The following is a 21,369-nucleotide window of genomic DNA, read 5'->3' as shown; positions in this document are numbered from 1 at the left end:
GTAGGTTGAGGGCATGAACCGCCAGTGGATCTACGCCAACCGGCCGGTGGGACCGGTGAGCCCCGACAACTTCGAGTACCGGGAATCCCCGGTTCCCGAACCCGGTGACGGCCAGGCCCTGGTGCGGTTGTGCTGGCTGAGCTTCGAGCCCGCCATGCGCACGTGGATGGAGGACTTCATCACCTACATGCCGCCTGCTCCGCTCGGCCAGCCCATGATCGGGCCCGGCGTCTGCCAGGTGGTGGCCTCCGACACGCCGGACCTGCAGGTCGGCGACCTGGTCAGCGGCATGATGAGCTGGCAGGACTACCACGTGGTGGACGGCACCGCCCGGAAGGTGCCCCCCGAGACGCCCATCCCGGTCATGCTCGGCCCGCTGGGGGGCACCGGGCTGACCGCCTACATCGGACTGCTCGACATCGGCCGCCCCCAGCCGGGCGACACCGTGCTGGTGTCGGGAGCGGCCGGGGCCACCGGTTCGGTGACCGCGCAGATCGCCCGGATCAAGGGTTGTCGGGCGGTGGGCATCGCGGGCGGTGCCGACAAGTGCCGGTGGCTGCTGGACGAGGCCCGTCTGGACGAGGCCATCGACTACAAGAACGAGGACGTGGACGACCGGCTGGCCGAGGCCTGCGGTGACGGTGTGGACGTGTACTTCGACAACGTGGGCGGCGATCTGCTGGAGACGGTGCTCGGTCACATGAACCAAGGGGGCCGCATCGCCGCGTGCGGCGCCATCTCCACCTACAACCAAGGGTTGCGCCGACCGGGACCGGCCAACATGTTCCAGTTCATCGAGAAGCGCCTCACCCTGCAGGGCTTCGTGATGTTCGACCACATGGAGCGGGTACCCGCCGCCCAGGAAGACCTCGGCCGGTGGGTGGCCGACGGCGAGATCGCCTTTCAGACCGACATCCAATCCGGTTTCGAGAACATCCCGAGCACGTTCCTGCGGCTGTTCTCGGGGGCCAACCAGGGCAAGCAGCTCCTGAAGGTGCGAGACCCGGAGCCGTGCTGACCGGGGTCCAACCTCAGGAGCGGGAGCTCATGCTCACCGGGATCGGAGGCCAAGGAGTGCAACTGGCCGCCCAGGTCATCGCCCAGGGCGCCACCCTGGAGGGCAAGGAGGTGCTGGTGTTCGGCAGCTACGGCGGCATGATGCGGGGGGGCAATACCGACGCCACCGTGGTGATCAGCGACCAGCCCATCGAGGCCCCGCCGGTGCTGTCGGCCACCTGGTCGGCCATCCTGATGCACCACCAGTTCTGGGGTCCGCTGCGGGAACACATCCGCCCCGGCGGCCTGGTGCTGGTCAACACCTCGGTGTTCGAGGACGACCTGGACCGGGACCGTTACCGGGTGGTGGAGGTGCCCGCCACCGACGCGGCCACCGATCTGGGCAACCCCCTGCTGGCCGCCATGATCATGGCGGGAGCGTACGGTCGCACGTCGGGGTTGGTCAGCCTGGGCGGGCTCACCGAGGGCATGCGCCGCTCGGTGCCCCCCTACCGGCAACAGCTCGTCGAGGCCAACGAGCGGGCCCTGTCGGCGGGCTGGGAGATGGCGGCGTGAGCAGCCACGCACCGGCGGATTCGGCGGGCACGGTCACCGTGCGGGGCACCGTGGTCATCGACGTGGAGGCCTGCAAGGGATGCGACCTCTGCATCGACGCCTGCCCGCCCCGGGTGCTGGAAATGACCGACCACCAGGTGAACACCCGGGGCTACCGCTATCCCCGACTGCTGGCAGGCTGCACCGGCTGTCAGGCCTGCGCCCAGATCTGCCCCGATTTCGTGTTCCAGGTGTACAAGTACGCCACGCCGATCCAGATGGCAGCGCCATGAGCACGACAATCGCTCCTCCCTTTGCGCCGGCCCGAACGGAGCGGGCATTGCTGGCGGGGTCGGAGGCCATGGCCCGCGCCGCGGTGGCCGCGGGCTGCCGGTTCTTCGCCGGCTATCCCATGACCCCGTTCACCGAGCTGCTGGAGCACATGGCCGCCCTTTTGCCCACCGTGGGCGGGGTATGTGTGAACGCCGAGAGCGAGCTGGAGGCCGTAGGCATGGCTTGGGGGGCGGCCACCACCGGGCATCTGGCCGCCACCGGCTCCACCGGCCAGGGACTGTCGCTCATGCAGGAGTCGTTGTCGGAGATCACCAACGCCCGGCTGCCGTTGGTGGTGTTCAACATGGCCCGCGGGCAGGGCGATTACTTCCAGGCCACCCGAGGGGGCGGTCACGGCGACTACCGCCACATCGTGCTGGCCCCCATGGACGGGCCCGAGGCCGTGGCGTTGACCGGGCTGGCCTTCGAGTTGGCGGGCCGATGGCGCACCCCGGTGATGCTCTTGGGCGACTACTACCTGGCCCACACCTACCAGGCGGTATCGGTGCCGGCCCTCGATGAGCCCGCCCCCGAGGTGCCCGACTGGGCGCTGGACGGCTCCTCGGGCGGCACGGGCGCGGCCAAGATCATTTCCCCGCTGGGCGGCGGCATCGAGGGCGAGGAGGGCTTCGACCTGGGCGCCCACTACGCGGCCTGCGCGGCCCACGTCCGGGCCATGGCCGACGGGGTGGCCCCGCTGGTGGACACCGGGCATTGCCACGACGCCGAGTTGGTGGTGGCCGCCTACGGCTCGGTGGGCAAGTTCGTGCGATACGCCTGTCTGCGGCTGAGAGATGCCGGGCACCGCGTGGGCTACGTCCGCCCGATCACCCTGTGGCCCTTCCCCACCGAGGCCGTGCAAGCGGCGGTCGGCGGCTCGGCCAAGGTGGCGGTGTACGAGCAGAACATGGGCCAGATGGTCGATGACGTGCGCTTGGCCACGTCGGGAACGGTGCCGGTGGAGTTCATCGGCGGGCCGAGCTGGGACCACTCCGGGTTCGGCATCGGGCCCGACATCAACGTGCCCGCCATCACCGAGCGCATCCGGGAGGCCATGCCGTGAGCGACCAGAAGCTGTACCTCAACACCGACCAGGCCCCCTCCGAGGCGGCCGCGCTGGTGGACGACTTCACCCCGTCGCTCATCACCCAGGCCAACCACCACCTGTGCCCCGGCTGCGGCGAGCCCATCGCCCTGCGGGCCGCGGTGGAGGCCGTCGACGAGCTGGCCCTGGCCGATCGCACCATCGCGGTGTTCGGCATCGGGTGCTACACCGCCTTCGCCCACAACCTGGACGTGGAGGTGGTGCAGGCCCTCCACGGGCGAGCGCCGTCGGTGGCCACCGGCATCAAGCGCATGTTGCCCGAGGGGTTCGTGGTCACCGTGCAGGGCGACGGCGACATGGTGAACGAGGGCCTGCAAGAGGTGCTGCACACTGCCGCCCGGGGCGAGCCCGTCACCTGCCTGTTGCTCAACAACGGGGTGTTCGGCGAGACCGGCGGGCAGATGACGGCCACCACCACGCTGGGCCAGCGCACCAAGACCTCCATCGACGGCCGCGACCCCCACCAACACGGCCATCCCATCTTGTTGTCCGACCTGGTGGCCACCCTCGAGGGGGCCGCCTACGTGGCCCGGGGAGCGGTCAACAACGCGGGCAACGTGGCCCGCACCAAGCGCTACATCACCCGGGCCTACCAGTCACAGCTCGCCGGGGCTGGGTTCAGCCTGGTGGAGATCCTCACCATGTGCCCCACCGGCTGGTTCGTGGACACGCTGGACGGCCCCGACTACCTGCAGGACACCCTGGCGCCCGTCCACGGTATCGGGGAACTCAAGACTCCCGGCGAGCAAGCCTCAAAGCTTGCGGGCTGATCTTCCCCGGCGAGAAGGTTGGCTCTACGGGGCTTCCAGCAAGAGGGCGCGCACGGCTTGGCGGTGGCTGTCGTCCAGGCCCAGCGCGTCCACCCAGTACCGGTCGAAGCTGCCCCAGGTGTCGGCCAGCACCCGCATCTGCTCGACGAAGAAGTCCTCGTGGACGGTGGCGACCGGCATCAGCAGGTCGCCGTAGCGACCCGGCTCGACGTACCGGTTGGTCTCCAGGTAGTGATCCACCACCTGCTTCTCGGGTACGCCGAGCGACAGGAGCAACAGGCTGGCCGCCCAGCCGGTGCGGTCCTTGCCCGCGCTGCAATTGAACAAGGCGGGCACCGCCCCCGGCGCCAGCACCCCTCGGACGAAGGCGCCGAATTGCGCCGACCGCTCGGGGCTGCTCACCGACCGGGCCGACGCTTCCTTCATCCACTGGTGGGCCTTGCCGTTGCCGAAGCGTTCCTCCAACTCCTCGGGGCTGAGCGAACTCACGTCCAACCGGACCCCGGAGGGGTTGGCGGGATCGACCATGGGCAGGGAAACCAGTTGGGCATTGTCGGGCAATCGATTGGGGCCCTCGGCGGCCAGGTCGGCCGGGTTGCGGAAGTCGAACACGGTGCGGATGCCGAGCGCGGCCAGTGCTTCCAAATCGGCATCGCTGGCCCCGGCCAGGTGGGCCGACCGGAACACCACCCCGGACCGCACCCGGTGGCCGTCGACGGTGGTCTGGCCGCCGATCTGACGGAAGTTCCCGATGGATTCCACGCCCGGCACCATAGTGACCCGACCACGGTCCTGCCGGGGTCGGGGGGGCCATGAACGACAAGACGTGACAGTGGCTGGCCGAGGGGCTACAGTTCTCCGCAACATTCGGGTAGGGACCGCCGAGCGCGTGGTCCAAGGAGATACAACGATGACCAAGACCAAGTTGATTTTCATTGGGCTGGCGGTAGCACTTGTCGGCTTTTTGTTCGCGGGCTCGGCCAGCGCACAAGAGCAGACGGTGACGGTGGATCCGGCGGTTGTGCCGGAGGCAGGCACCTACACGCTGAGCGTGACCAGTTCCGGATTCACGGTGGGCTCGGCCAACCTGGCGGTCTGCAGTTCGGCTGATGAATCAATCGAGTGGGGTCAGGCCACCCTCATCCAGTACTGCGGTGGGTTCGGCTCGGCCCAGACTCCCAACAGCACCGTGACCCTTGAGGATGTCGAAATCACCGACGACGGTGTCACCCTCATCTGGTTCGAACTGGTGGCAGACGGTGAGAGTGGCGTGGCCAGAGTGACGGTCGGCGACGAGCTGCCCGCTACCGGTGTGAACACGTCGCTGCTGGTGGTGATCGGTACGGGCATCGCCCTCGCCGGTGCCATGGTGTTCGGCCTCAGCCGTCGGCTGCGCACCCTGTAACACCGCTTCCTGATCACTTTCTGATCGAAACACTCGGTGCCCCGGGCCTTCGGGTCCGGGGCACCGGTCGTTCTAAAGTCAATTCATGGCCTACCAGTTCATCCTCGTCGATGACCCTGCCCCGCACGTTCGCCGGGTCACGCTGAACCGCCCGGAGAAGCGCAACGCCATCAGCACCCCGATGCGCACCGAACTGCTGGGGGCGCTGCAGGCCGCCGACGGCGACGACGACGTGCGGGTGTCCGTCATCCGCGGCGCGGGGCCGTGCTTCTCCTCGGGCTACGACCTGAGCGACTCGCTCATGGCCGAACCGCCCCACTACACCGCGGGCGGCGACGGCCAGTGGTCCCGCCACGTGACCGAGTCGTGGCTGGCCATCTGGGAGTTGGCCAAGCCGGTGATCGCCCAGATCCACGGCTACGCCCTGGCCGGGGCCTCCGAGCTGGCCGCGGCCTGTGACCTGGTGTACGTGGCCGACAACGCCGAGATCGGCCACCCGGTGGTGCGGGTGCTGAGCCCGCCCGACTTCAACTACCACCCCTGGCTGGTGGGGTTTCGCAACGCCATGGAGATGATGCTCACCGGCGACTCCTACTCGGGCACCGAGGCGGCGACCATGGGTTTTGCCAACCGGGCCTACCCCGAGGCCGAACTGGAGGAGCGGGTGCTGGACATGGCCCGGCGGGTGGCCCGGGTTCCCTCCGACCTCCAACAGATCAACAAGCGCAGCGTGCACCGAGGAATGGAGGCCATGGGCACCCGCAACGCCATCCGCACCATGTCGGAGTACCAGGCCCTGGCGGGCCACGTGGACTCGGTGCAAGCGTTCAAGCAGCGGGCCCTGGACAGCATCAAGTCGGTGGTGGACCGACCGGCAGCCGCCGGGACCGACCGAGAGGAGCAGGAGTAATGCGCGTCTGGCGCCAGCACGAGTTGGGCGACCCGGCGGAGTTGCTCCGGCTCGAAGAAGTCGACCCACCGACGCCCGGCCCCGAGCAGGTGGTGGTGGACGTCGAAGCGGTCGGGCTCACGTTCGTGGACTGCCTAATGGCTCGGGGGCTCTACCAGATGGAGACGAAGCTGCCGTGGTCGCCCTGTACCGAGGTGGTGGGCCGGGTACGGGAGGTGGCCGACGACGTCGACCACGTGGCCGTCGGCGACCGGGTGGTGGGCATCGGCGGGGGGTCGCTGGCCGAGCAGACCGCCCTGCGGGCCGGCGGCACCCACCGGCTGTCCGAGAAGGTGTCGGCCGGAGCGGCGGCCGCCGCCCTGGTGAATTACGGAACCTCGTGGTTCGCCCTGTACGACCGAGGGCACTTGGCCGCGGGTGAGACCCTGCTGGTACACGCGGCCATGGGCGGCGTGGGCACGGCCGCCGTGCAGCTCGGCCTGAACACCGGCGCCAAGGTCATCGCCACCGCAGGCGGGCCGGAGAAAGTCGGGCACCTCCGGGAGATGGGGGTGGAGTTGGCCATCGACTACCGGGAGAACCCTGACTTCGTCGAGGAGATTCGCACCCACACCGGCGGACGGGGCGTGGACGTGTGCTTCGACCCGGTGGGAGGCGACGTGTTCGACCGATCCCGACGGTGCATGGCCTGGGACGGCCGCCTGCTGGTCATCGGCTTCACCAGCGGACGAATCGCCGATGCTCCCACCAACCACATCCTGCTGAAGAACTACTCGGTGGTGGGGGTGCACTGGGGTGCCTCGGTGGGTCGTGATCCCCGGCCCTCGGAGGAAGCCCGCCAGGCCATCTTCGCCCTGCTCGAGGAGGGCCGGCTCGATCCCCCGGTCTACCCCCCGTTCGCCTTCGAGGATGTGCCCGCCGCCCTCGACGCCATCTATCACCGCCGCACGTGGGGCAAGGTCATCGTCGAGGTGTGAGCGGCTGCCCACCGGCTGCGCCCGCCCGGGCCGACGAGTTGGGAATCCTGGGCTACGTGGGCAGATCGGGGCGCACGATCACTACCGGACAGCTTCCGTGCTGGGCGATCTGCTGGCTGACCGAACCGAGCAGCAACCCCCGGAAACCGCCCCGGCCCCGTGAGCCCACCACCAGCATGGCCGCGTTGTTGGATTCGGCGATCAGCGTGTCGGCGGCCCGGCCCCGCACCATGCGGCGCCGTATCTCCACCCCCTCGGCGTCCCCCTCAGCCAGCACCTCTTCGATGATGCCGTCCTGCAACCGCTTGACCTCGGCCTCCAGGTCGATGGGGTCGAGCGGCACGTAATTGAAGTCCGGTGAGGCCGGCACATAGGTGGCGGAATAGGCGGTCACCACGTCGACGAAGGCGTTGCGGTAACGGGCCTCCTTGATGGCCCACCGCAGGGCGGCTCGGGCTCCGCCCGATCCTTCCACCCCGACCACGATTCGGTTCTCGGGCTCGATGACCTCATCAGCCATGGGCACAGTGTAGTGGCGTGTCGCCGGACCGCTAGCTACATCGGGCTGTAGGGGAAGGTGGCGTCCACCCCTCCGTCCACCACCAGCGTCCGGCCCGACACGAAGCGGGACATGGGCGTGGAGAAATAGAGCACCGCCCCGGCGATGTCCGAAGGCGCCCCCATGTGGCCCAGCGGCACGGCCGCGGCGTTGGCCGCCGACCGCTCCTCGTCGAACAGCGCCTCCATGCGGGGGGTCAAGATGGTGCCCGGAGCCACACAATTGGCCCGAATGCCGAACGGGGCCAACTCGATGGCCACCGACTGCATCCAGGCCATCAGCCCGGCCTTGGCCGCCCCGTAGTGGGCGTGGTTGGGGGCGGCGGTGAGTCCGCTCACCGAGGCGATGAACACCATGGTGCCCCCTCCGGACTCCTTCATGGCCCGCCCGCCGATCTGGGAGATGAGGTAGGCGTGGCGCAGCACCACGTCGAACTGCCAGTCCCACTCGGCGTCGTCGATCTCCAGGACGCCGCCCCATCCGGCGATGCCCACGATGTCCACGATGCCGTCGATCGACCCCATGGCCCCCTCGGCCTCGTCCACCAGTTTCTGCACATCGTCTCGCTTGGTGATGTCGGCCACCCAGGGGATGCCGTCCACCTCGGCGGCCACCTGCTCGGCTCGCTCCTGCTCCAGGTCGACGCAGAACACCTTGGCCCCCATCTGGGCCAGGGCGTGGGAGGACTGGCGACCCATCCCCTGTCCGGCGCCCAGCACGATGTGGCTTTTGCCGTCGAGCCGCAAGAGCCCGGCGTAATCGGGCACGGGTGATGTGTCGGCCATGGTCATGTCTCCTGTTGTGTTGGTGGTTGTGTAGGTGATTGTGTTGGCGAATCCGCAAGCGGGCCGGTCGCCAGGGGCTTGCTCATGTCCAGCACGCCACGATGTCGTCCACGGTGACCATGGTGGTGAGAAAGGCCATGGTGTTGTTCATGACGGCGTCGCCGTATTCGGCCGGGATGCCGGCCACCGCGTCTCCGGCCAACACCACCTGGTAGCCCAGATCGACGGCGTTGATCACCAGCCCCATCACCCCGACGTTGAGCGACACCCCGGCGGCCACCACCGTGGTCACCCCCAGGTTGCGCAGCGTTTGGTCCAGCGGGGTCCCCATGAACGGCGACATCCCGTGCCAGCGGGCGACCTCGATGTCGGAGGGCTGCGGCTCGAACTCCGGGATCACCTGGGCGGCGTCGGAGCCGATGAGAAGCCCGCCGGTCTGCTCGCTCATCTTGGCCGCGGCGGCCAGCATCCGACAGTTGGTGGCGCTGCCCGCCCGGTCCGCCCGGAAATGGGCCAGACAGTGCACCACCGGTACTCCGACCGCCCGGGCGCCCCGGCACAGTCGGGCACCGGCATCAATGGTCCCCCGGTCCAGCATCACATCGCGCAGGGCCCCCATGGACGCCAGGTCGCCGATCACCCCTCGCTGGCACTCCATGGTGACCACCGCGGTGTGGGCGGGGGCGAGCAGTTGGTCGTGGTCCACCGGCATCGCCGCAGATTAGCCGCCGCTAGCGCGTCCGGCAGGGTGGGGTGGGCACCGGGGTGCGGTCCACCTCGGCCAAGAAGCGGGTGATCTCGGTGCTGTCGAGGGCGTAGCCCTCATCTCGCTGCCGCCGGGCCACGGCAAACACCATCCCCCACAGTTCACCGTCATCGCTCACCAGCGCAGCCCCGGAATCCCCCGGCACCAACAGGGAACGGATCTCGAGCACGAGGCGACCCTGCGCCTCCTCGCCGTAGAAGTCGGTGCCGGTGGCCAAGATCCGACGGATCACCGTGAAGGGTACGAACTCGACGCCGTGACCAGGGTTGACCGTGGCCACGTCACCGGTATCGGAGGCGTCGGCCACCACGGGGGCGGGCACCACCGGGATCAATGGGGGACCGGTGACGGCGATAGCGGCGATGTCGCGGCCAGGGTCGAATCCCACCAACACGCCGGGCACCGCCGTCCCGGTGGGGGTGGCCACGCGGATCTCCTCCACGCCCGCCACCACGTGGGCGTTGGTGAGCACCAAGTCGGGCGCCACGGCGAACCCGTCACCCTCGGAGAACTGGCCGCAGGCCGTACCGCTGACGTGTACGGCGGCCACCCGTATGGCGTCACGCTCGGCCAGCACCGGGCGCAGGGGGGCGTCGAACACCCACGTGAGAATCCAGCCGCCCAACAGCACCAGGGCCACCGTCCACGCCAGCCGCTTCCACCGCTTGCGAGCCCATCCCAGCAGGCTCGAAGTTGCGTCGGCGTCTCCGACATCGCCGGGACCGTGAAGGTCATCGGGCACTTGCGGATGCGGGGGAACTTGCGCCTGCCGGGGGTCTTGCGGGTGCGGGGGGTCGAGCATCGGCCCGCCTCTCAGTTGCGGGGGATGTCGCTCCAGGGGGTGTTCTTGTCCACCCCTGGTTCCTTGGGCAACCCCAGCACGCGCTCCCCCAGGATGTTGCGCATCACCTCGGCCGTACCCCCCTCGATGGTGTTGGCCCGCGACCGCAGGAACCCCTTGATGGGCGGGGTGAGCCGGTGGGAAGCGGCCTCGGCCGCTTCGGGCCTGCACATCGGATAGCCCTCGGGGAAGAGCATCGCCTCTGACCCCATGACGTCGATCAAGCACTCGTAGATGCGCTGATTCAGCTCCGCCGACACCGCCTTGCCCACCGACCCCTCCGGACCGGGCGTACCCGCCGACGCCAGCGTGCGGGCCCGCCAATTGGTGAGCCGCAACACCTCGGCCTCCGTCCACAGCTTGACCACCCGGTCTCGCAGTACCCGGCGACGGGCCGCCGCGGTGGCCTGAGCCCCTTCGGCGGCTCCGGGGCCCTCGGCGGCCGAGTCTCGGTGTCGGTGTTGCACCCAGGCGGACACCAGCACGGCGATGAGCCCGCTGCCCCGGTCGGGAACACCACCGCCCAACGCCACCCGCTCGTTCATCAGGGTGGTGATGGCCACGTTCCAGCCCTGGCCGGGCTGTCCCAGCCGCATGGTGTCGGGAATGCGCACGTCGTTGAAGAACACCTCGTTGAACTCGGCCTCGCCGGTGATCTGATACAGCGGGCGCACCTCCACCCCCGGAAGGGTCATGTCGGCCACGAAATAGGTGAGGCCCCGATGTTTGGGGGCATCGGGATCGCTGCGGGCCACCAGCATCCCCCAGCGAGCCCGGTGGGCCAGCGACGTCCACACCTTCTGGCCGTTCACCACCCACTCGTCGCCGTCGGCCTCGGCCCGGGTGGCCAAACCGGCCACGTCGGAACCGGCGCCCGGCTCGCTGAACATCTGGCACCAGATCTCCTCGCCGGTGAACAGCGGGCGCAGCAGCCGGTGGTGCATGTCCTCGGTGCCGTGGGCCAGCACCGTGGGGGCGCCCATGCCGATGCCGATGGGGTTGACGTGCAGATCGTGCCAGTAGCGGGGGGCCTTGCGCAGCTCCTCGTCCACCACGGTCTGGGCCTTGGGCGACAGGCCGAGGCCGCCCTTGCCCTCGGGAAAGTCCACCCGGCTCAGCCCCCGGTCGAATTGCGCCCCCCGGAACTCGAATTGGGAGGCGCTTTCGGGGTCGACCTCGGCCACCAGATCCCGAACTCGTTGCCGCAACTGGTCCTCGGAAATGGTGGCCACTCTCGATCCTCTCAGTTGTACCGGTCGCGCAGTTGCCGGGCGATCACCATCTTTTGGATCTCGCTGGTTCCCTCGCCGATGATCATAAGGGGCGTGTCCCGGAAGTACCGCTCCACCGGGTACTCCTCGGTGTAGCCGTTGCCCCCGTGGATGCGCAGGGCGTCGGAGGCGATCTCGAAGGCGGCTTCGGAGGCGAACAGCTTGGCCATCCCCGCTTCCAGGTCGATGCGCTCGCCCGAGTCGTAGCGCCGGGCGGCGTCGTAGGTCATGAGCCGGGCGGCGTGGAGCTTGGTGGCCATCTCGGCCAGCTTGAAGCCGATGGCCTGGTGGTCGTAGATCGGCCGGCCGAAGGTCTCCCGCTCCTGGGCGTAGCGCATGGCGGCCTCGAAGGCGGCCTGGGCCACCCCCACCGCCCGGGCGGCAATGTTGATGCGGCCCAGCTCCAGGGCGGACAGGGCGAAGGCCAGCCCGTGGCCCACCCCGTCGGCTCCGCCGAGCACGTTGGCGTCGGGCACCCGAAAGTCGGTGTAGGCCATCTCCACCGTCTCCAGGCCCTTGTAGCCCAGTTTGGGGATGGTGCGCGACACCGTCAGGCCGTCGGCGCCCGGTCCGGGCTCCTTTTCCACGATGAAGCAGGTGATGCGGTCGTCGGGGGTTCGGGCCAACAGCATCACCATCTGGGCCCGCATGCCGTTGGTCACCCACATCTTGGTGCCGTTGATCACCCATTCCTCGCCGTCGGGGACCGCCCGGCAGCGAATACTGCGGGTGTCGCTGCCCGCGTCGGGCTCCGACAGCGAAAAGGCCGACCGCACCGAGCCGTCGCACATGCGGGGGAGGAACCGCCCTCGCTGCTCGTTGGTGCCGTAGCGGGCGATCATGGTGGCGGCGATCTTGTGGGTGTTGAGAATGCCGGCCAGCGACATCCACCCGCGGGACAGCTCCTCGATGATGCGGGCGTAGGTGGTGGCGTCCAAACCGAGGCCACCGTAGGCCTCGGGGATGGTGGCCCCGAACAGGCCGAATTCGCACATCTGGGCGAACATGGCCTGGGGAAACTCGTCGGCGTGCTCCAGGTCGGAGGCGTTGGGCACGACCTCCCGGTCCACCCAGGAGCGGATGGCGCCGACCAGTTCGTCGGCCAATTCGGTGTCGGTGGCCGTCACTGCCCCTCGATGGGGGTTCCCGTACCCAACCCGCCCCCTGGACTCGGTTGAGTGTGTGCGGTCTCGGCCACGGCCCCACGTTAGAGCCTGGCCGGAGGCGACCTCCCCTCGTGGCGTCGAGTGTGGTGGGCATGAATCAGAAGCCGGAGGAAGCTGCTGAGTAGGGTGCAGTTTCGTGGACGTTCGTACTGAAGTGATCCAATCGCTGATCGGCCCCGGCGGACCGTTCGAGCTGACCACCGAGGAGGTGCTGGGCCAGCCCGCCACCGTGTTCTGCGACCGGATGCGGTCCCTGCGGGAAATGGTGGCCAACACCGCCGGTTTCGCCGAGCGGGAGTTCCTGGTGCTGGAGGATCAGCGGCTCACGTTCGACGACTTCACCACCCAGGTGGCCGAGGCGGCCACCGCCCTGCAGCGACGGGGAATCGGCCGCGGCGACCGGGTGGGCATCTTCGCGGCCAACTGCCCCGAGTGGGTGGTGGCGTTCTTTGCCGCCACCAGCATCGGCGCCATCGTGTCGGCCTACAACGGCTGGTGGACCGCCGATGAGGTGGATTTCGCCACCGCGCTGAGCGAACCGGCGCTGGTGATCGCCGACCGCCCTCGCCTGGACCGCTCCGGGGTGGGCGCCACCGACGCCCCGTGCCTGGTGATCGGCGAGGACTGGGACGACTTCGTGGCCACCGGCGCGGGGGCACGCTTGAGCGACATCGACGTCACCCTGGCCGAGGACGATCCGGCGGTGATCCTGTTCACCAGCGGCACCACCGGTCGTCCCAAGGGGGCGGTGGCGTCGCACCGGGGGCTGATCGGCTTCGTGCAGTCCACCATGCTGAACGGGGCGGTGCGGGTACTCACCGAGCAGCGCATCAACCCCCCCGAGGAGCCCTCCGCCTCGGCCGGCCCGCCATCCCAATCGGTCACCCTGGGCACCTCACCGCTGTTCCACGTGTCCGGTCTCTACGGCACCACCCTCATCAGCATGGTCACCGGGGGGAAGATCGTGTACCGGAGGGGCCGGTTCCATCCCGAGCACGTGCTCCGCCTCATACAGGACGAGGGCGTCACCTCGTTCGCCGCGCTGGGCGGCATCGGCACCCGAGTGGCCAATCATCCCCGCTTCGGGGACTACGACACCTCCAGCGTGGTCAACGTGGGCTTCGGGGGCGCCCCCGCCAGCCCGGCGGTGCAGGATCTGATGCGCCGGGCCTTCCCCAACGCGGCGGCCGCCGTGGGCATGGGCTACGGCTCGTCGGAGTCGGTGGCGGTCATCGCTGCCATCGGCGGGGCCGAGTTCCGGGAACGACCGACCTCGTGTGGGCCGGTGGCCATCGGGTTCGAGGTGGACATCCGCGGGCCCGACGGCCGGACGCTTCCCCCCGGCGTCGACGGCGAGATCTGGGCCCGCAGCGCCTACACCATGCTCCGGTACTGGAACAATCCCGAGGCCACTGGGGCCACCATCGACGCCAACCGGTGGCTGAACACCGGCGACATCGGGAAGCTGGACGAGGACGGCTACCTGTACATCAACTCTCGGGCCCGGGACATGATCCTGCGCAACGCCGAGAACATCTACCCCATCGAGATCGAGTACCGCCTCGACGCCCATCCGACGGTGGCCGAGTCGGCGGTGATCGGGGTGGACCACGAGGAGATGGGACAAGAAGTCAAGGCGGTGGTGGTGCCGGCCGAGGGGGCCTCGGTCGACCCCGACGACCTGGCCGGGTGGTGCGGGGAGGTGCTGGCCCCCTACAAGGTGCCCACCCTCTGGGAGGTTCGGGCCGATCCCCTGCCCCGCAACGCCGCGGGCAAGATCGTCAAGCGAGAACTCGACGGGTAGTCAGCGGCCCATCATCGGCGGCCTCAAGTAGCCGCTGCCGGGGTAGCCGATTCCTCGCCGTCGCTGCTGTCGCCGGGCTTGGCCCCGAGGTGCCGGGCGGCGGCCAGGATGCTCAAGACGCCCATGACGGCAATCACAAGCAGAACGATGAGGGCCCAGAGGACATCCCGGTTCACCGAATCGTTGGCGTCATCGGCCCGCTGGTTGATGTCGGCCACCACTTCGTCCAGTTCGAAGTACAGGTGTTCCAGAATGCGCTCCTTTTCGGCGATCTGGCGATTCTCCAGTGCAGCCATTTGCAGTCTGGCAGTCGTCCTGTCCCAGATGTTGTTATCACCCTCACCGTAGCTGACAACTTGCTGCAGCAGGGACACGGCATCAGGATGCAGGTTGGGAGCACCATTTTCGGCCAGATAATTTATGCTTCGTTCGAGACGCTGCACTTCTGACTCGAAGTCCTCCTGAATGTAGGGAATCATGTTGGCGTAGGGTAGGACAGCCGCTCCCCGCAACTTGATGATGGCCACTCCTTGGGTATTGGCGAGAGTAGCAATGTGATAGAGCCGGAGGACATCTTCGGGTAAGGGGCCCAGTTCCGATTGCAGCGGTTGTCCTGATTCATCGTAATTGGTCATCATGTGGTAAATCTGATCATCGATGCTGGTGACCATGGCCGCTTCCAATTCCTTGCTGAACCCGTAACGGAAGTCCCTCAGGTCGGCCTGACCCTCGGCCAGCAGGCGCACCAGTTCCGGTCTTTGGTTCTCGATCAATTCGGCGGTGGCCAGCAGGGCATCGGCATGCTCCCGGATGCGATCCGCCCGCCCTCCTCGATCATGGGCCTCGAGAACCTCCAGGTGATCGTTCATGGCCGCGCTGCTTTGGGCCACAGAATCCGAAATCTCGGCAAGGTGCTCGGGTGTCATGCGGAAGTTGGTGGGGACGGCGCTGGCCGACACCAGCAGGCCGGCGTGCCGGGCCACCCCGTAGGCGGCATCCAGGGATTCGGTGGTCTCACCGGAGGACGCCTTCTTGTCCAGTCGGTCAATGGCCAGCCAGCCGGTCACCGTTGCGGCGACAACAACGGCCAAGGCCACCCCGGTGGCCACCAGGTGGCGAGCTGAGAAGCGGAAACGATTCATTGCTGGTCACCTGTCCCTTTATCGGCTCATTCTCTCGACCGGGTGATACTCCCCATCCTCCCCGATCACGGTCAGCAGCACGGTGTCCGACCCCTGGTTGTCGTCCGGCCCGTACTGGAGTGGGAACCCTTCGATGTCCATGGCTCCGGCGTCGCGAACCGAATTGAGGAAGCACTCCCGGCTGACCTCGCTACCGCAGCCCTCCAGGGCGAGAATGGCCAATCGTCCGGCCAGGTAACCCTCCAGGGAGACGAAGCTCGGCGTCGCACCGTCGTCGTAGCTGGCCAAGGCCTCCTGGTAGGCGGCCACCACGGGCACGTCGGTGTCGCCAGGCAGGGGCACCACCTGGGTGACATAGACACCAGCCCCCTCGGGCCCCAGGGCTTCGGACAGAGCGTTGCTGCCCACGAAGGAGACCGTCGCGAACACCAGGTCGGCGTCGACCGATCGAGCCAGGGAGATCATCTCGGCCACCGGGGCGTAGGCCCCGATCATGACCACCGCTTCCGGCTCGCCGGCAGCGATGTCGAGCAGAGCGGACTTCACGGCGGTGGTGTTGCGCCGGTAGTAGCCGGTGGCCACCGGTTCCAGTCCGCGCCGCTCCAACGCCAACTCGGTGCCGGTCAGACCGGTCGCGCCATAGGAATCGTTCTGATGGAGCACCGCAACCCGCGTGATTCCCAGGTCCTCGGTCAGGCGCGCCACGATCTCCTCGGTTTCCTGGTAGTAGGACGCCCGGAGATTCAACACGTTGTCCAATTCCGGGCTGCGCAGGAATTCAGCACCGGTGAACGGGGCGACGAAGGGCACCCCAGCGGTGGCCGCCACCGGCACGCTGGCGCGGGACGTGGGTGTGCCCACCGCCCCGATGAGCGCGAACACCCCTTCAGAGTTGATCAGGCGTTGAGCGTTGTCGAATGCCGCCTCTGTCTCGTAGGCATCATCCAGCGTGGTCAACTCCAAGAGACGGCCGTTGACGCCGCCTGCCTCGTTGACCTCGTGGAAGGCGGCTTGCAGGCCGAGGCGCATATCGGTGCCGAGTTGCTGGGACGGGCCGCTGAACGCGGCGGACTGCCCGAACAGGATACGGTCGTCGGAAACGCCCGGTACTCCTCCCTCCGGCGCGGTTCCCATGCCGTCACTCGGCGCGGGAGGGGCAACACTGTCTTGCGAATCCTGGCATCCTGCTACCAAGGCGAACGCGGCCAAAATGGATGCCGCCACCAAAGTGCAGGAACGAAGTCTCCTCGCGCCGACTACTTTCATTGCCTCAGCTTGCCTCAATGTGTTTTGGCACGCAAGAAACGACAAGAGCATGGCCGACTCTCCCTACCCCGAACTGAAGAAGACCCACGTCCCCGAGCGGGTGGGGCGGCCCTGGACCGACCGCAAGCCGCCCCCCTCGGCCCCGGTGTGGACGGTGATCGGCGGGCAGGGCTCGTTTCATGTGCTGACCGCCTCCCTGGAGCTGGGGGTGTTCGACCAACTCGGAGAGATGGGAGCGGCTCCCGGCACCCGGCCCGGAGCCGAGGTTGTGGACTTGGCGGAGCGCCTGGGCGTGTCCGCACCCCATCTGGCGACCCTGCTCGATTCCCTGGTGGTGCTCGGGCTCCTGGATCGGGTGGGCACCGGCTACCGCCTGAACGACACCGCCGACCGGTACCTCACCACCGACGGCGCCGCCTCCATGGCCGAGCTGGTGCCGGTGGCCCCCGGCCCGGCGGAGAACTGGTCACGATTGGCCGACACCGTCCGGGCCGGCCGCCCGACCCATCCCATCGACGACGACCCGGTCGGGTTCTACCGGCCCCTGGTGGAGGGAACGTTCACCACCATGTTGCGAGCCGCGGTGCGCACCGATGCCCTGGTGCGCTACCGGGCCCTGGAAGCCCCCCGGGTGCTGGATCTGGGGGCCGGGGGGGCGCCCTGGTCGATAGCCGTGTTGACCGCTTGCACCGGGGCCACCGCGGTGGTCAACGACCTCCCCGGCGTGATCGACTACGCCCGCCACACCACGGCCGAGCACGACGTGGCCGACCGCTGTGAGTACCGACCGGGCGACTTCCACCACATTGCCGTCGAGCCCGACGGCTATGACCTGGTGGCCCTGGGCCATGTGTGCCGAACCGAGGGTGCTGCCGGTGCCCAGCGGCTCATTGCCAGGGCGTACGAGGCCCTACGACCCGAGGGCCTCTTGCTGCTGGCCGACTACTTCATCGCCCCCGAGCCCCAGTGGAGCCCCCACAGCGTGCTGATGGCCATGACCATGATGGCCAACACGGTGAACGGCTTTGCCATCACCGCCTCGGAAACCGCTGCCTGGCTGCGAGAGGCCGGCTTCGAGGGCCTGCGCCTCATCGAGCCCATCGGCGGCCAATACGTCTACACCGCCGCCAAGCCCCGCACGCCTGCTGCGCCAGGAAGCACTGCGGCCAGTCGGCCTGGGGCCGATGGCTGATCCTCGGTGCTGCTTGGGCGTATCATCGGCAGCCTGATGAGATCGGCTACCTGATGAGAGCAGTGCGGTATCACGAAACGGGCGGGCCGGAGGTGCTGCGCTACGAGGAGGTGCCCGATCCCCAACCGGGGCCGGTGGACGTGGTGGTGGACGTGGTCTCCGCCGCGCTGAATCGGCTGGATGTGGTTCACCGCAACGGGTGGTTCGCCATGCCCGGATTCACGCTGCCCCACATCGCGGGCATGGACGTGGCCGGGGTGGTGTCTGAGGTGGGCGCCGAGGTGGACGGCGTCGCCGTCGGCGAACGGGTGGTGGTCGATCCGTCGCTGGCCGGGGTGGATGACCGCTCCGAACTCGGGGGGCGGGGTGATCTGTACGGTGAGTTGGGCATCATCGGGGCCACCGTCGACGGGGGCTACGCCGAGCGCTGTTTGGTGCCCGCCTCCCACGTGTACCCGGTGCCCCACGCCCTGTCGCTGGACGCCGCCGCCGTGTTTCCCACCTGTTATCTCACCGCGGCGCACGCCCTGTTCACCGTCGGGGGGTTGCAGGCGGGCGAGACCGTGCTGATCCACGCGGCGGGGTCGGGGGTGTCGGTGGCCGCCATCCAGTTGGCGGTGGACGCCGGGGCCACCGTGTTGGCCACCGCCGGCACCGACGAGAAGTGCGAGCGAGCCGTCGTCCTCGGCGCGACCGGGGCCATGAACAACCGCACCGGCGACGTGGCCGCCTGGGCCCGGGAGCTGACCGACGGGGTTGGCGTCGAGATGGTGTTCGACCACGTGGGTACCGCCCTGTTCGGCCCGTCGCTGTTCGCCCTGGGCATCGGCGGGCGGCTGGTGAACTGCGGCAACTCCTCCGGGGACGAGGCGGTCATCCCCTCGTTGGGCTATGTCTTCCACTCGGGCATCAGGATCCTGGGCTCCGATCCCTACCGTCCCGAGGAGTTCGGACCGGTGTGGCACACCTACAGCACCGGCGACTTCGACCCGGTGATCGACTCGATGTTCGACTTGGCCGACGCCGCCGCAGCCCAGGCCAAGATGATGGCCAGCGACTTCTTCGGCAAGATCCTGCTGAAGCCCTGACGGGAAGCCCCGCCCACGCCCCGCCACCCCCCGAACCGACAAGGAGCAGACCGATGAGCGAGCCCATCGACACCCTCATCAAGGGCTGGTACGTGGTGACCATGAACCCGACTCGGGACATCATCCGCCACGGGGCGGTGGCACTGCGGGGCAACCGGATCATCGACGTGGGCAAGGCCTCCGACCTGGAGGCCCGCTACCAGCCGGCCGAGACGGTGGGAGGCGACCGGTTCGTGGTCACCCCCGGCCTGGTCAACACCCACATCCACATCACTGGGGAGCCCCTCACCCGAGGGTACGTGCCCGACGACACCCCCTTCGAGGAGAACGTGTTTCAGTGGCTGTGCCCGCTCTACTCGGTCTACACCCCCGAAGAGGAGCGGCTGTCGGCCCAGCTCGCGGCCGTGGAGATGCTCAAGTCGGGGACCACCTGCTTTCTGGAGGCGGGCACCATCCGCTTCGTGGACGAGGTGATCGACGGCCTCGCCGAGGTGGGCATCCGTGGCCGGGTGGGACGATGGATCTGGGACCTGCCCCCCGAGCCCGACGTCTACCGCCAGGACACCGACACTGCCATCGCCAACCTGCGCGACACCGTGGCCCGTCACCGGGTGGACCCCGACGGCACGCTGGGGGCGTGGTCGATCCTGGTGGGCCACACCACCGCCTCCGATCCGCTGTGGCAGGCGGCCCGGGCCACCGCCGACGAGTACGGGGTGGGGCTCAGCTTCCACATGTCACCCGCCAGGCTCGACCCCGAGGGCTTCATCGCCGCCTTCGGCCGGCGCCCCCTGATCCACCTGGGCGAACTCGGCGTGTTGGGCCCCGACACCGCCGTCACCCACTGCGTTCACGTGAACGACCAGGAGATCGCCCTGATGGCCGAGGTCGGTAGCTCGGTGGCCCACTGCCCCACCACCGCGCTGAAGGTGAGCTACGGCGTGACCCAGATCGGCCGCATCCCCGAGATGGTCATGGCCGGCACCAACGTGAGCCTGGGTACCGACGGCAACAACGCGTCCAACTACTCCGATCTGATGCGGGCCACCTACCTGGTGGCCGGGCTGTTCAAGGACGCCCGCATGGATCCCCAGATGTTCCCCGCCGAGAAGGCCTACGAGATGGCCACCTTGGGCGGGGCCCGCACCCTGCTGATGGACGACCACATCGGCTCGCTGGAGGTGGGAAAGCAGGCCGACGTGGTGCTGCACGACACCGACCGCCCCGAGTGGCGACCCCTGTTGAATGTGATGAACCAACTGGTGTGGTCGGCCGATGGCCGGGGGGTTCACACCGTGTTCGTGGACGGACACAAAGTGGTGGAGGCGGGCCGGGCCCTCACCGTGGACGAGGACACCTTCTACGACCGCTGCCAGCAAGCCGGGGAAGCGGTGGTGGCCCGCTCCGGCCTGCCCGACAAGGCCAAGTTCCCAGTGCGATAACCCTGCCCCAGCGTGGCGGCGGCCCCCCGCCGTCGGCTACTTGAGGCCGCGAATGAAGGGGCGGGCGAGGGCGGCGGGGGGGCGGACCCGGCGGGCGAAGATGGCCATGGCCCCGATGGTGACCAGGAAGGGCAGGGCTTGCAGCAACTCGGCGTTGAGTTCGTAGCCGAGGCCCTGGACCGACAACCGGAACGACAGGGCCCCGGCGAACAGGATGCAGCCGCCCATGGTGCCCCACAGCGTCCAGCCGCCGAAGATGACGGCGGCGATGGCGATGAAGCCCCGACCGCCGATGATGGTGTTCTCGAAGGAGGCCAGCCGGGCGAACACGAAGAACGCGCCCCCCAACCCCGAGGTCAGCCCGGCGTAGTAGATGGACTGGCGGCGGCGGCGGTTCACGTCGATGCCGCTCACGTCGGCCGACTGGGGGTTCTCCCCCGCGGCCCGCAACTCCAACCCCCACCGGGTGCGGTAGACCAGCCACCACGAGAACGGCACCAGCCCGTACAGCAGGTAGAACGGCCACGGCTCGCCGAACAGCGCCTCCCCGAACAGGGGGATGTCGACCAGCAAGGGGATCTCGACGGTGGAGGCGAAGGTGGCCTCGGGGTCGATCTCCCGGTCCAGGAACCCGGCCAACCCGAAGATCAAGATGTTGAGGGTGAGCCCGACCACGAACTGATCGGCGGTCAACCGGTGGCTCATCTCGGCCTGCACGGCGGCAATCACCATGCCCCCGACGGCACCGAAGACCAGCGCGGCGGCCACCGAGCCGGTGAGGTGGTAGCCCAGCGCCCCGGCGAACGCCCCGCTCAACAACATGGCCTCCACCGAGATGTTCAGCGTGCCCGACCGCTCCGCCACCCACTCCCCGGTGGCGGCAAAGGCCAGCAGGGCAGCGAACAGCGCCCCGTTGATGTAGGTGGACTCCGACGACAACACATCGCCCACCGCCGAGAAGAAGTCGATCACCATGGCGTCGTGCCCCAGAGGTCG

General features: G+C 68.5%; 22 protein-coding genes. 12 read left to right on the top strand and 10 right to left on the bottom strand.

Going from position 1 to position 21,369, the window contains the following annotated elements:
* The first annotated feature begins 13 nt into the window (after positions 1-13).
* From ACOQPQ_RS14905 to ACOQPQ_RS14885, 5 genes are read left to right on the top strand one after another with little or no spacing between them, the layout of a single operon-like run.
* Positions 14-1,018, top strand: coding sequence for an NADP-dependent oxidoreductase (locus tag ACOQPQ_RS14905; RefSeq protein ID WP_420640200.1), 1,005 nt, complete (start codon positions 14-16; stop codon positions 1,016-1,018).
* Positions 1,012-1,572, top strand: coding sequence for a 2-oxoacid:acceptor oxidoreductase family protein (locus tag ACOQPQ_RS14900; protein WP_420640199.1), 561 nt, complete (start codon positions 1,012-1,014; stop codon positions 1,570-1,572). Before ACOQPQ_RS14905 ends, ACOQPQ_RS14900 begins: the two co-directional genes overlap by 7 nt.
* Complete coding sequence (locus ACOQPQ_RS14895; RefSeq protein WP_420640198.1) at positions 1,569-1,844, top strand: 4Fe-4S dicluster domain-containing protein; 276 nt, start codon at positions 1,569-1,571, stop codon at positions 1,842-1,844. The genes ACOQPQ_RS14900 and ACOQPQ_RS14895 overlap by 4 nt, the downstream gene beginning before the upstream one ends.
* Entirely contained in the window at positions 1,841-2,947 is a 1,107-nt protein-coding gene (locus ACOQPQ_RS14890) for a hypothetical protein (protein ID WP_420640197.1), read from the top strand. Before ACOQPQ_RS14895 ends, ACOQPQ_RS14890 begins: the two co-directional genes overlap by 4 nt.
* A complete protein-coding gene (locus ACOQPQ_RS14885) occupies positions 2,944-3,759 on the top strand; it encodes a thiamine pyrophosphate-dependent enzyme (RefSeq protein ID WP_420640196.1) in 816 nt (271 codons plus the stop codon). The genes ACOQPQ_RS14890 and ACOQPQ_RS14885 overlap by 4 nt, the downstream gene beginning before the upstream one ends.
* Positions 3,760-3,783: 24 nt before the next feature.
* Here the strand turns inward: ACOQPQ_RS14885 and ACOQPQ_RS14880 are convergent, their stop codons facing one another.
* Positions 3,784-4,521, bottom strand: coding sequence for a tyrosine-protein phosphatase (locus ACOQPQ_RS14880; RefSeq protein ID WP_420640195.1), 738 nt, complete (start codon positions 4,519-4,521; stop codon positions 3,784-3,786).
* Positions 4,522-4,669: 148 nt separating this feature from the next.
* Between ACOQPQ_RS14880 and ACOQPQ_RS14875 the strand changes: the two genes are divergently transcribed.
* The 3 genes from ACOQPQ_RS14875 (at position 4,670) to ACOQPQ_RS14865 (ending at position 7,051) form a co-directional block, all read left to right on the top strand.
* A complete protein-coding gene (locus tag ACOQPQ_RS14875; protein ID WP_420640194.1) occupies positions 4,670-5,164 on the top strand; it encodes an LPXTG cell wall anchor domain-containing protein in 495 nt (164 codons plus the stop codon).
* Positions 5,165-5,249: 85 nt separating this feature from the next.
* Positions 5,250-6,074: an enoyl-CoA hydratase/isomerase family protein gene (locus ACOQPQ_RS14870; protein ID WP_420640193.1), complete on the top strand. Its 825-nt coding sequence runs from the start codon at positions 5,250-5,252 to the stop codon at positions 6,072-6,074.
* Complete coding sequence (locus ACOQPQ_RS14865; RefSeq protein WP_420640192.1) at positions 6,074-7,051, top strand: NADPH:quinone oxidoreductase family protein; 978 nt, start codon at positions 6,074-6,076, stop codon at positions 7,049-7,051. The genes ACOQPQ_RS14870 and ACOQPQ_RS14865 overlap by 1 nt, the downstream gene beginning before the upstream one ends.
* A 52-nt stretch (positions 7,052-7,103) precedes the next feature.
* Here ACOQPQ_RS14865 and ACOQPQ_RS14860 read toward each other — a convergent pair whose 3' ends face one another.
* The 6 genes from ACOQPQ_RS14860 to ACOQPQ_RS14835 all read right to left on the bottom strand — a co-directional run bounded on the left by ACOQPQ_RS14860 (position 7,104) and on the right by ACOQPQ_RS14835 (position 12,400).
* The gene (locus tag ACOQPQ_RS14860; RefSeq protein WP_420640191.1) at positions 7,104-7,571 is read right to left on the bottom strand and encodes a universal stress protein; all 468 of its coding nucleotides are present in this window, start codon (positions 7,569-7,571) and stop codon (positions 7,104-7,106) included.
* 35 nt (positions 7,572-7,606) lie between these two features.
* Complete coding sequence (locus tag ACOQPQ_RS14855; RefSeq protein WP_420640190.1) at positions 7,607-8,395, bottom strand: SDR family NAD(P)-dependent oxidoreductase; 789 nt, start codon at positions 8,393-8,395, stop codon at positions 7,607-7,609.
* A gap of 82 nt (positions 8,396-8,477) precedes the next feature.
* A complete protein-coding gene (locus tag ACOQPQ_RS14850) occupies positions 8,478-9,107 on the bottom strand; it encodes a cysteine hydrolase (protein ID WP_420640189.1) in 630 nt (209 codons plus the stop codon).
* 19 nt (positions 9,108-9,126) lie between these two features.
* Positions 9,127-9,903 (bottom strand): trypsin-like peptidase domain-containing protein, encoded by a 777-nt coding sequence (locus ACOQPQ_RS14845; RefSeq protein ID WP_420640188.1) that lies wholly within the window; start codon positions 9,901-9,903, stop codon positions 9,127-9,129.
* Between the two features lie 71 nt (positions 9,904-9,974).
* The gene (locus ACOQPQ_RS14840) at positions 9,975-11,225 is read right to left on the bottom strand and encodes an acyl-CoA dehydrogenase family protein (RefSeq protein WP_420640427.1); all 1,251 of its coding nucleotides are present in this window, start codon (positions 11,223-11,225) and stop codon (positions 9,975-9,977) included.
* Between the two features lie 20 nt (positions 11,226-11,245).
* Positions 11,246-12,400 (bottom strand): acyl-CoA dehydrogenase family protein, encoded by a 1,155-nt coding sequence (locus ACOQPQ_RS14835; RefSeq protein ID WP_420640187.1) that lies wholly within the window; start codon positions 12,398-12,400, stop codon positions 11,246-11,248.
* A gap of 175 nt (positions 12,401-12,575) precedes the next feature.
* Between ACOQPQ_RS14835 and ACOQPQ_RS14830 the strand changes: the two genes are divergently transcribed.
* Positions 12,576-14,243, top strand: coding sequence for a class I adenylate-forming enzyme family protein (locus tag ACOQPQ_RS14830; protein WP_420640186.1), 1,668 nt, complete (start codon positions 12,576-12,578; stop codon positions 14,241-14,243).
* Positions 14,244-14,266: 23 nt separating this feature from the next.
* Here ACOQPQ_RS14830 and ACOQPQ_RS14825 read toward each other — a convergent pair whose 3' ends face one another.
* Positions 14,267-15,385 carry a hypothetical protein gene (locus ACOQPQ_RS14825; RefSeq protein ID WP_420640185.1) on the bottom strand — a complete coding sequence of 373 codons (1,119 nt, stop codon included), beginning with the start codon at positions 15,383-15,385 and terminating at the stop codon, positions 14,267-14,269.
* Between the two features lie 18 nt (positions 15,386-15,403).
* Positions 15,404-16,519: an ABC transporter substrate-binding protein gene (locus tag ACOQPQ_RS14820; RefSeq protein WP_420640184.1), complete on the bottom strand. Its 1,116-nt coding sequence runs from the start codon at positions 16,517-16,519 to the stop codon at positions 15,404-15,406.
* A 181-nt stretch (positions 16,520-16,700) separates the two neighbouring features.
* Between ACOQPQ_RS14820 and ACOQPQ_RS14815 the strand changes: the two genes are divergently transcribed.
* The 3 genes from ACOQPQ_RS14815 to ACOQPQ_RS14805 are packed head-to-tail and all read left to right on the top strand — an operon-like array spanning position 16,701 to position 20,373.
* Positions 16,701-17,843 (top strand): methyltransferase, encoded by a 1,143-nt coding sequence (locus ACOQPQ_RS14815; RefSeq protein WP_420640183.1) that lies wholly within the window; start codon positions 16,701-16,703, stop codon positions 17,841-17,843.
* Between the two features lie 53 nt (positions 17,844-17,896).
* Positions 17,897-18,931 (top strand): zinc-binding dehydrogenase, encoded by a 1,035-nt coding sequence (locus ACOQPQ_RS14810; RefSeq protein WP_420640182.1) that lies wholly within the window; start codon positions 17,897-17,899, stop codon positions 18,929-18,931.
* Between the two features lie 53 nt (positions 18,932-18,984).
* Positions 18,985-20,373 carry an amidohydrolase family protein gene (locus tag ACOQPQ_RS14805; RefSeq protein ID WP_420640181.1) on the top strand — a complete coding sequence of 463 codons (1,389 nt, stop codon included), beginning with the start codon at positions 18,985-18,987 and terminating at the stop codon, positions 20,371-20,373.
* Between the two features lie 36 nt (positions 20,374-20,409).
* Here the strand turns inward: ACOQPQ_RS14805 and ACOQPQ_RS14800 are convergent, their stop codons facing one another.
* Positions 20,410-21,348 carry an ABC transporter permease gene (locus ACOQPQ_RS14800; RefSeq protein WP_420640180.1) on the bottom strand — a complete coding sequence of 313 codons (939 nt, stop codon included), beginning with the start codon at positions 21,346-21,348 and terminating at the stop codon, positions 20,410-20,412.
* Between the last annotated feature and the right edge of the window lie 21 nt (positions 21,349-21,369).

Source organism: Candidatus Poriferisocius sp. (assembly GCF_965219775.1).
In the GTDB taxonomy this organism is placed as follows: Bacteria; Actinomycetota; Acidimicrobiia; order Acidimicrobiales; family Bin134; genus Poriferisocius.
This window is presented reverse-complemented; position numbering and strand designations above follow the sequence as displayed.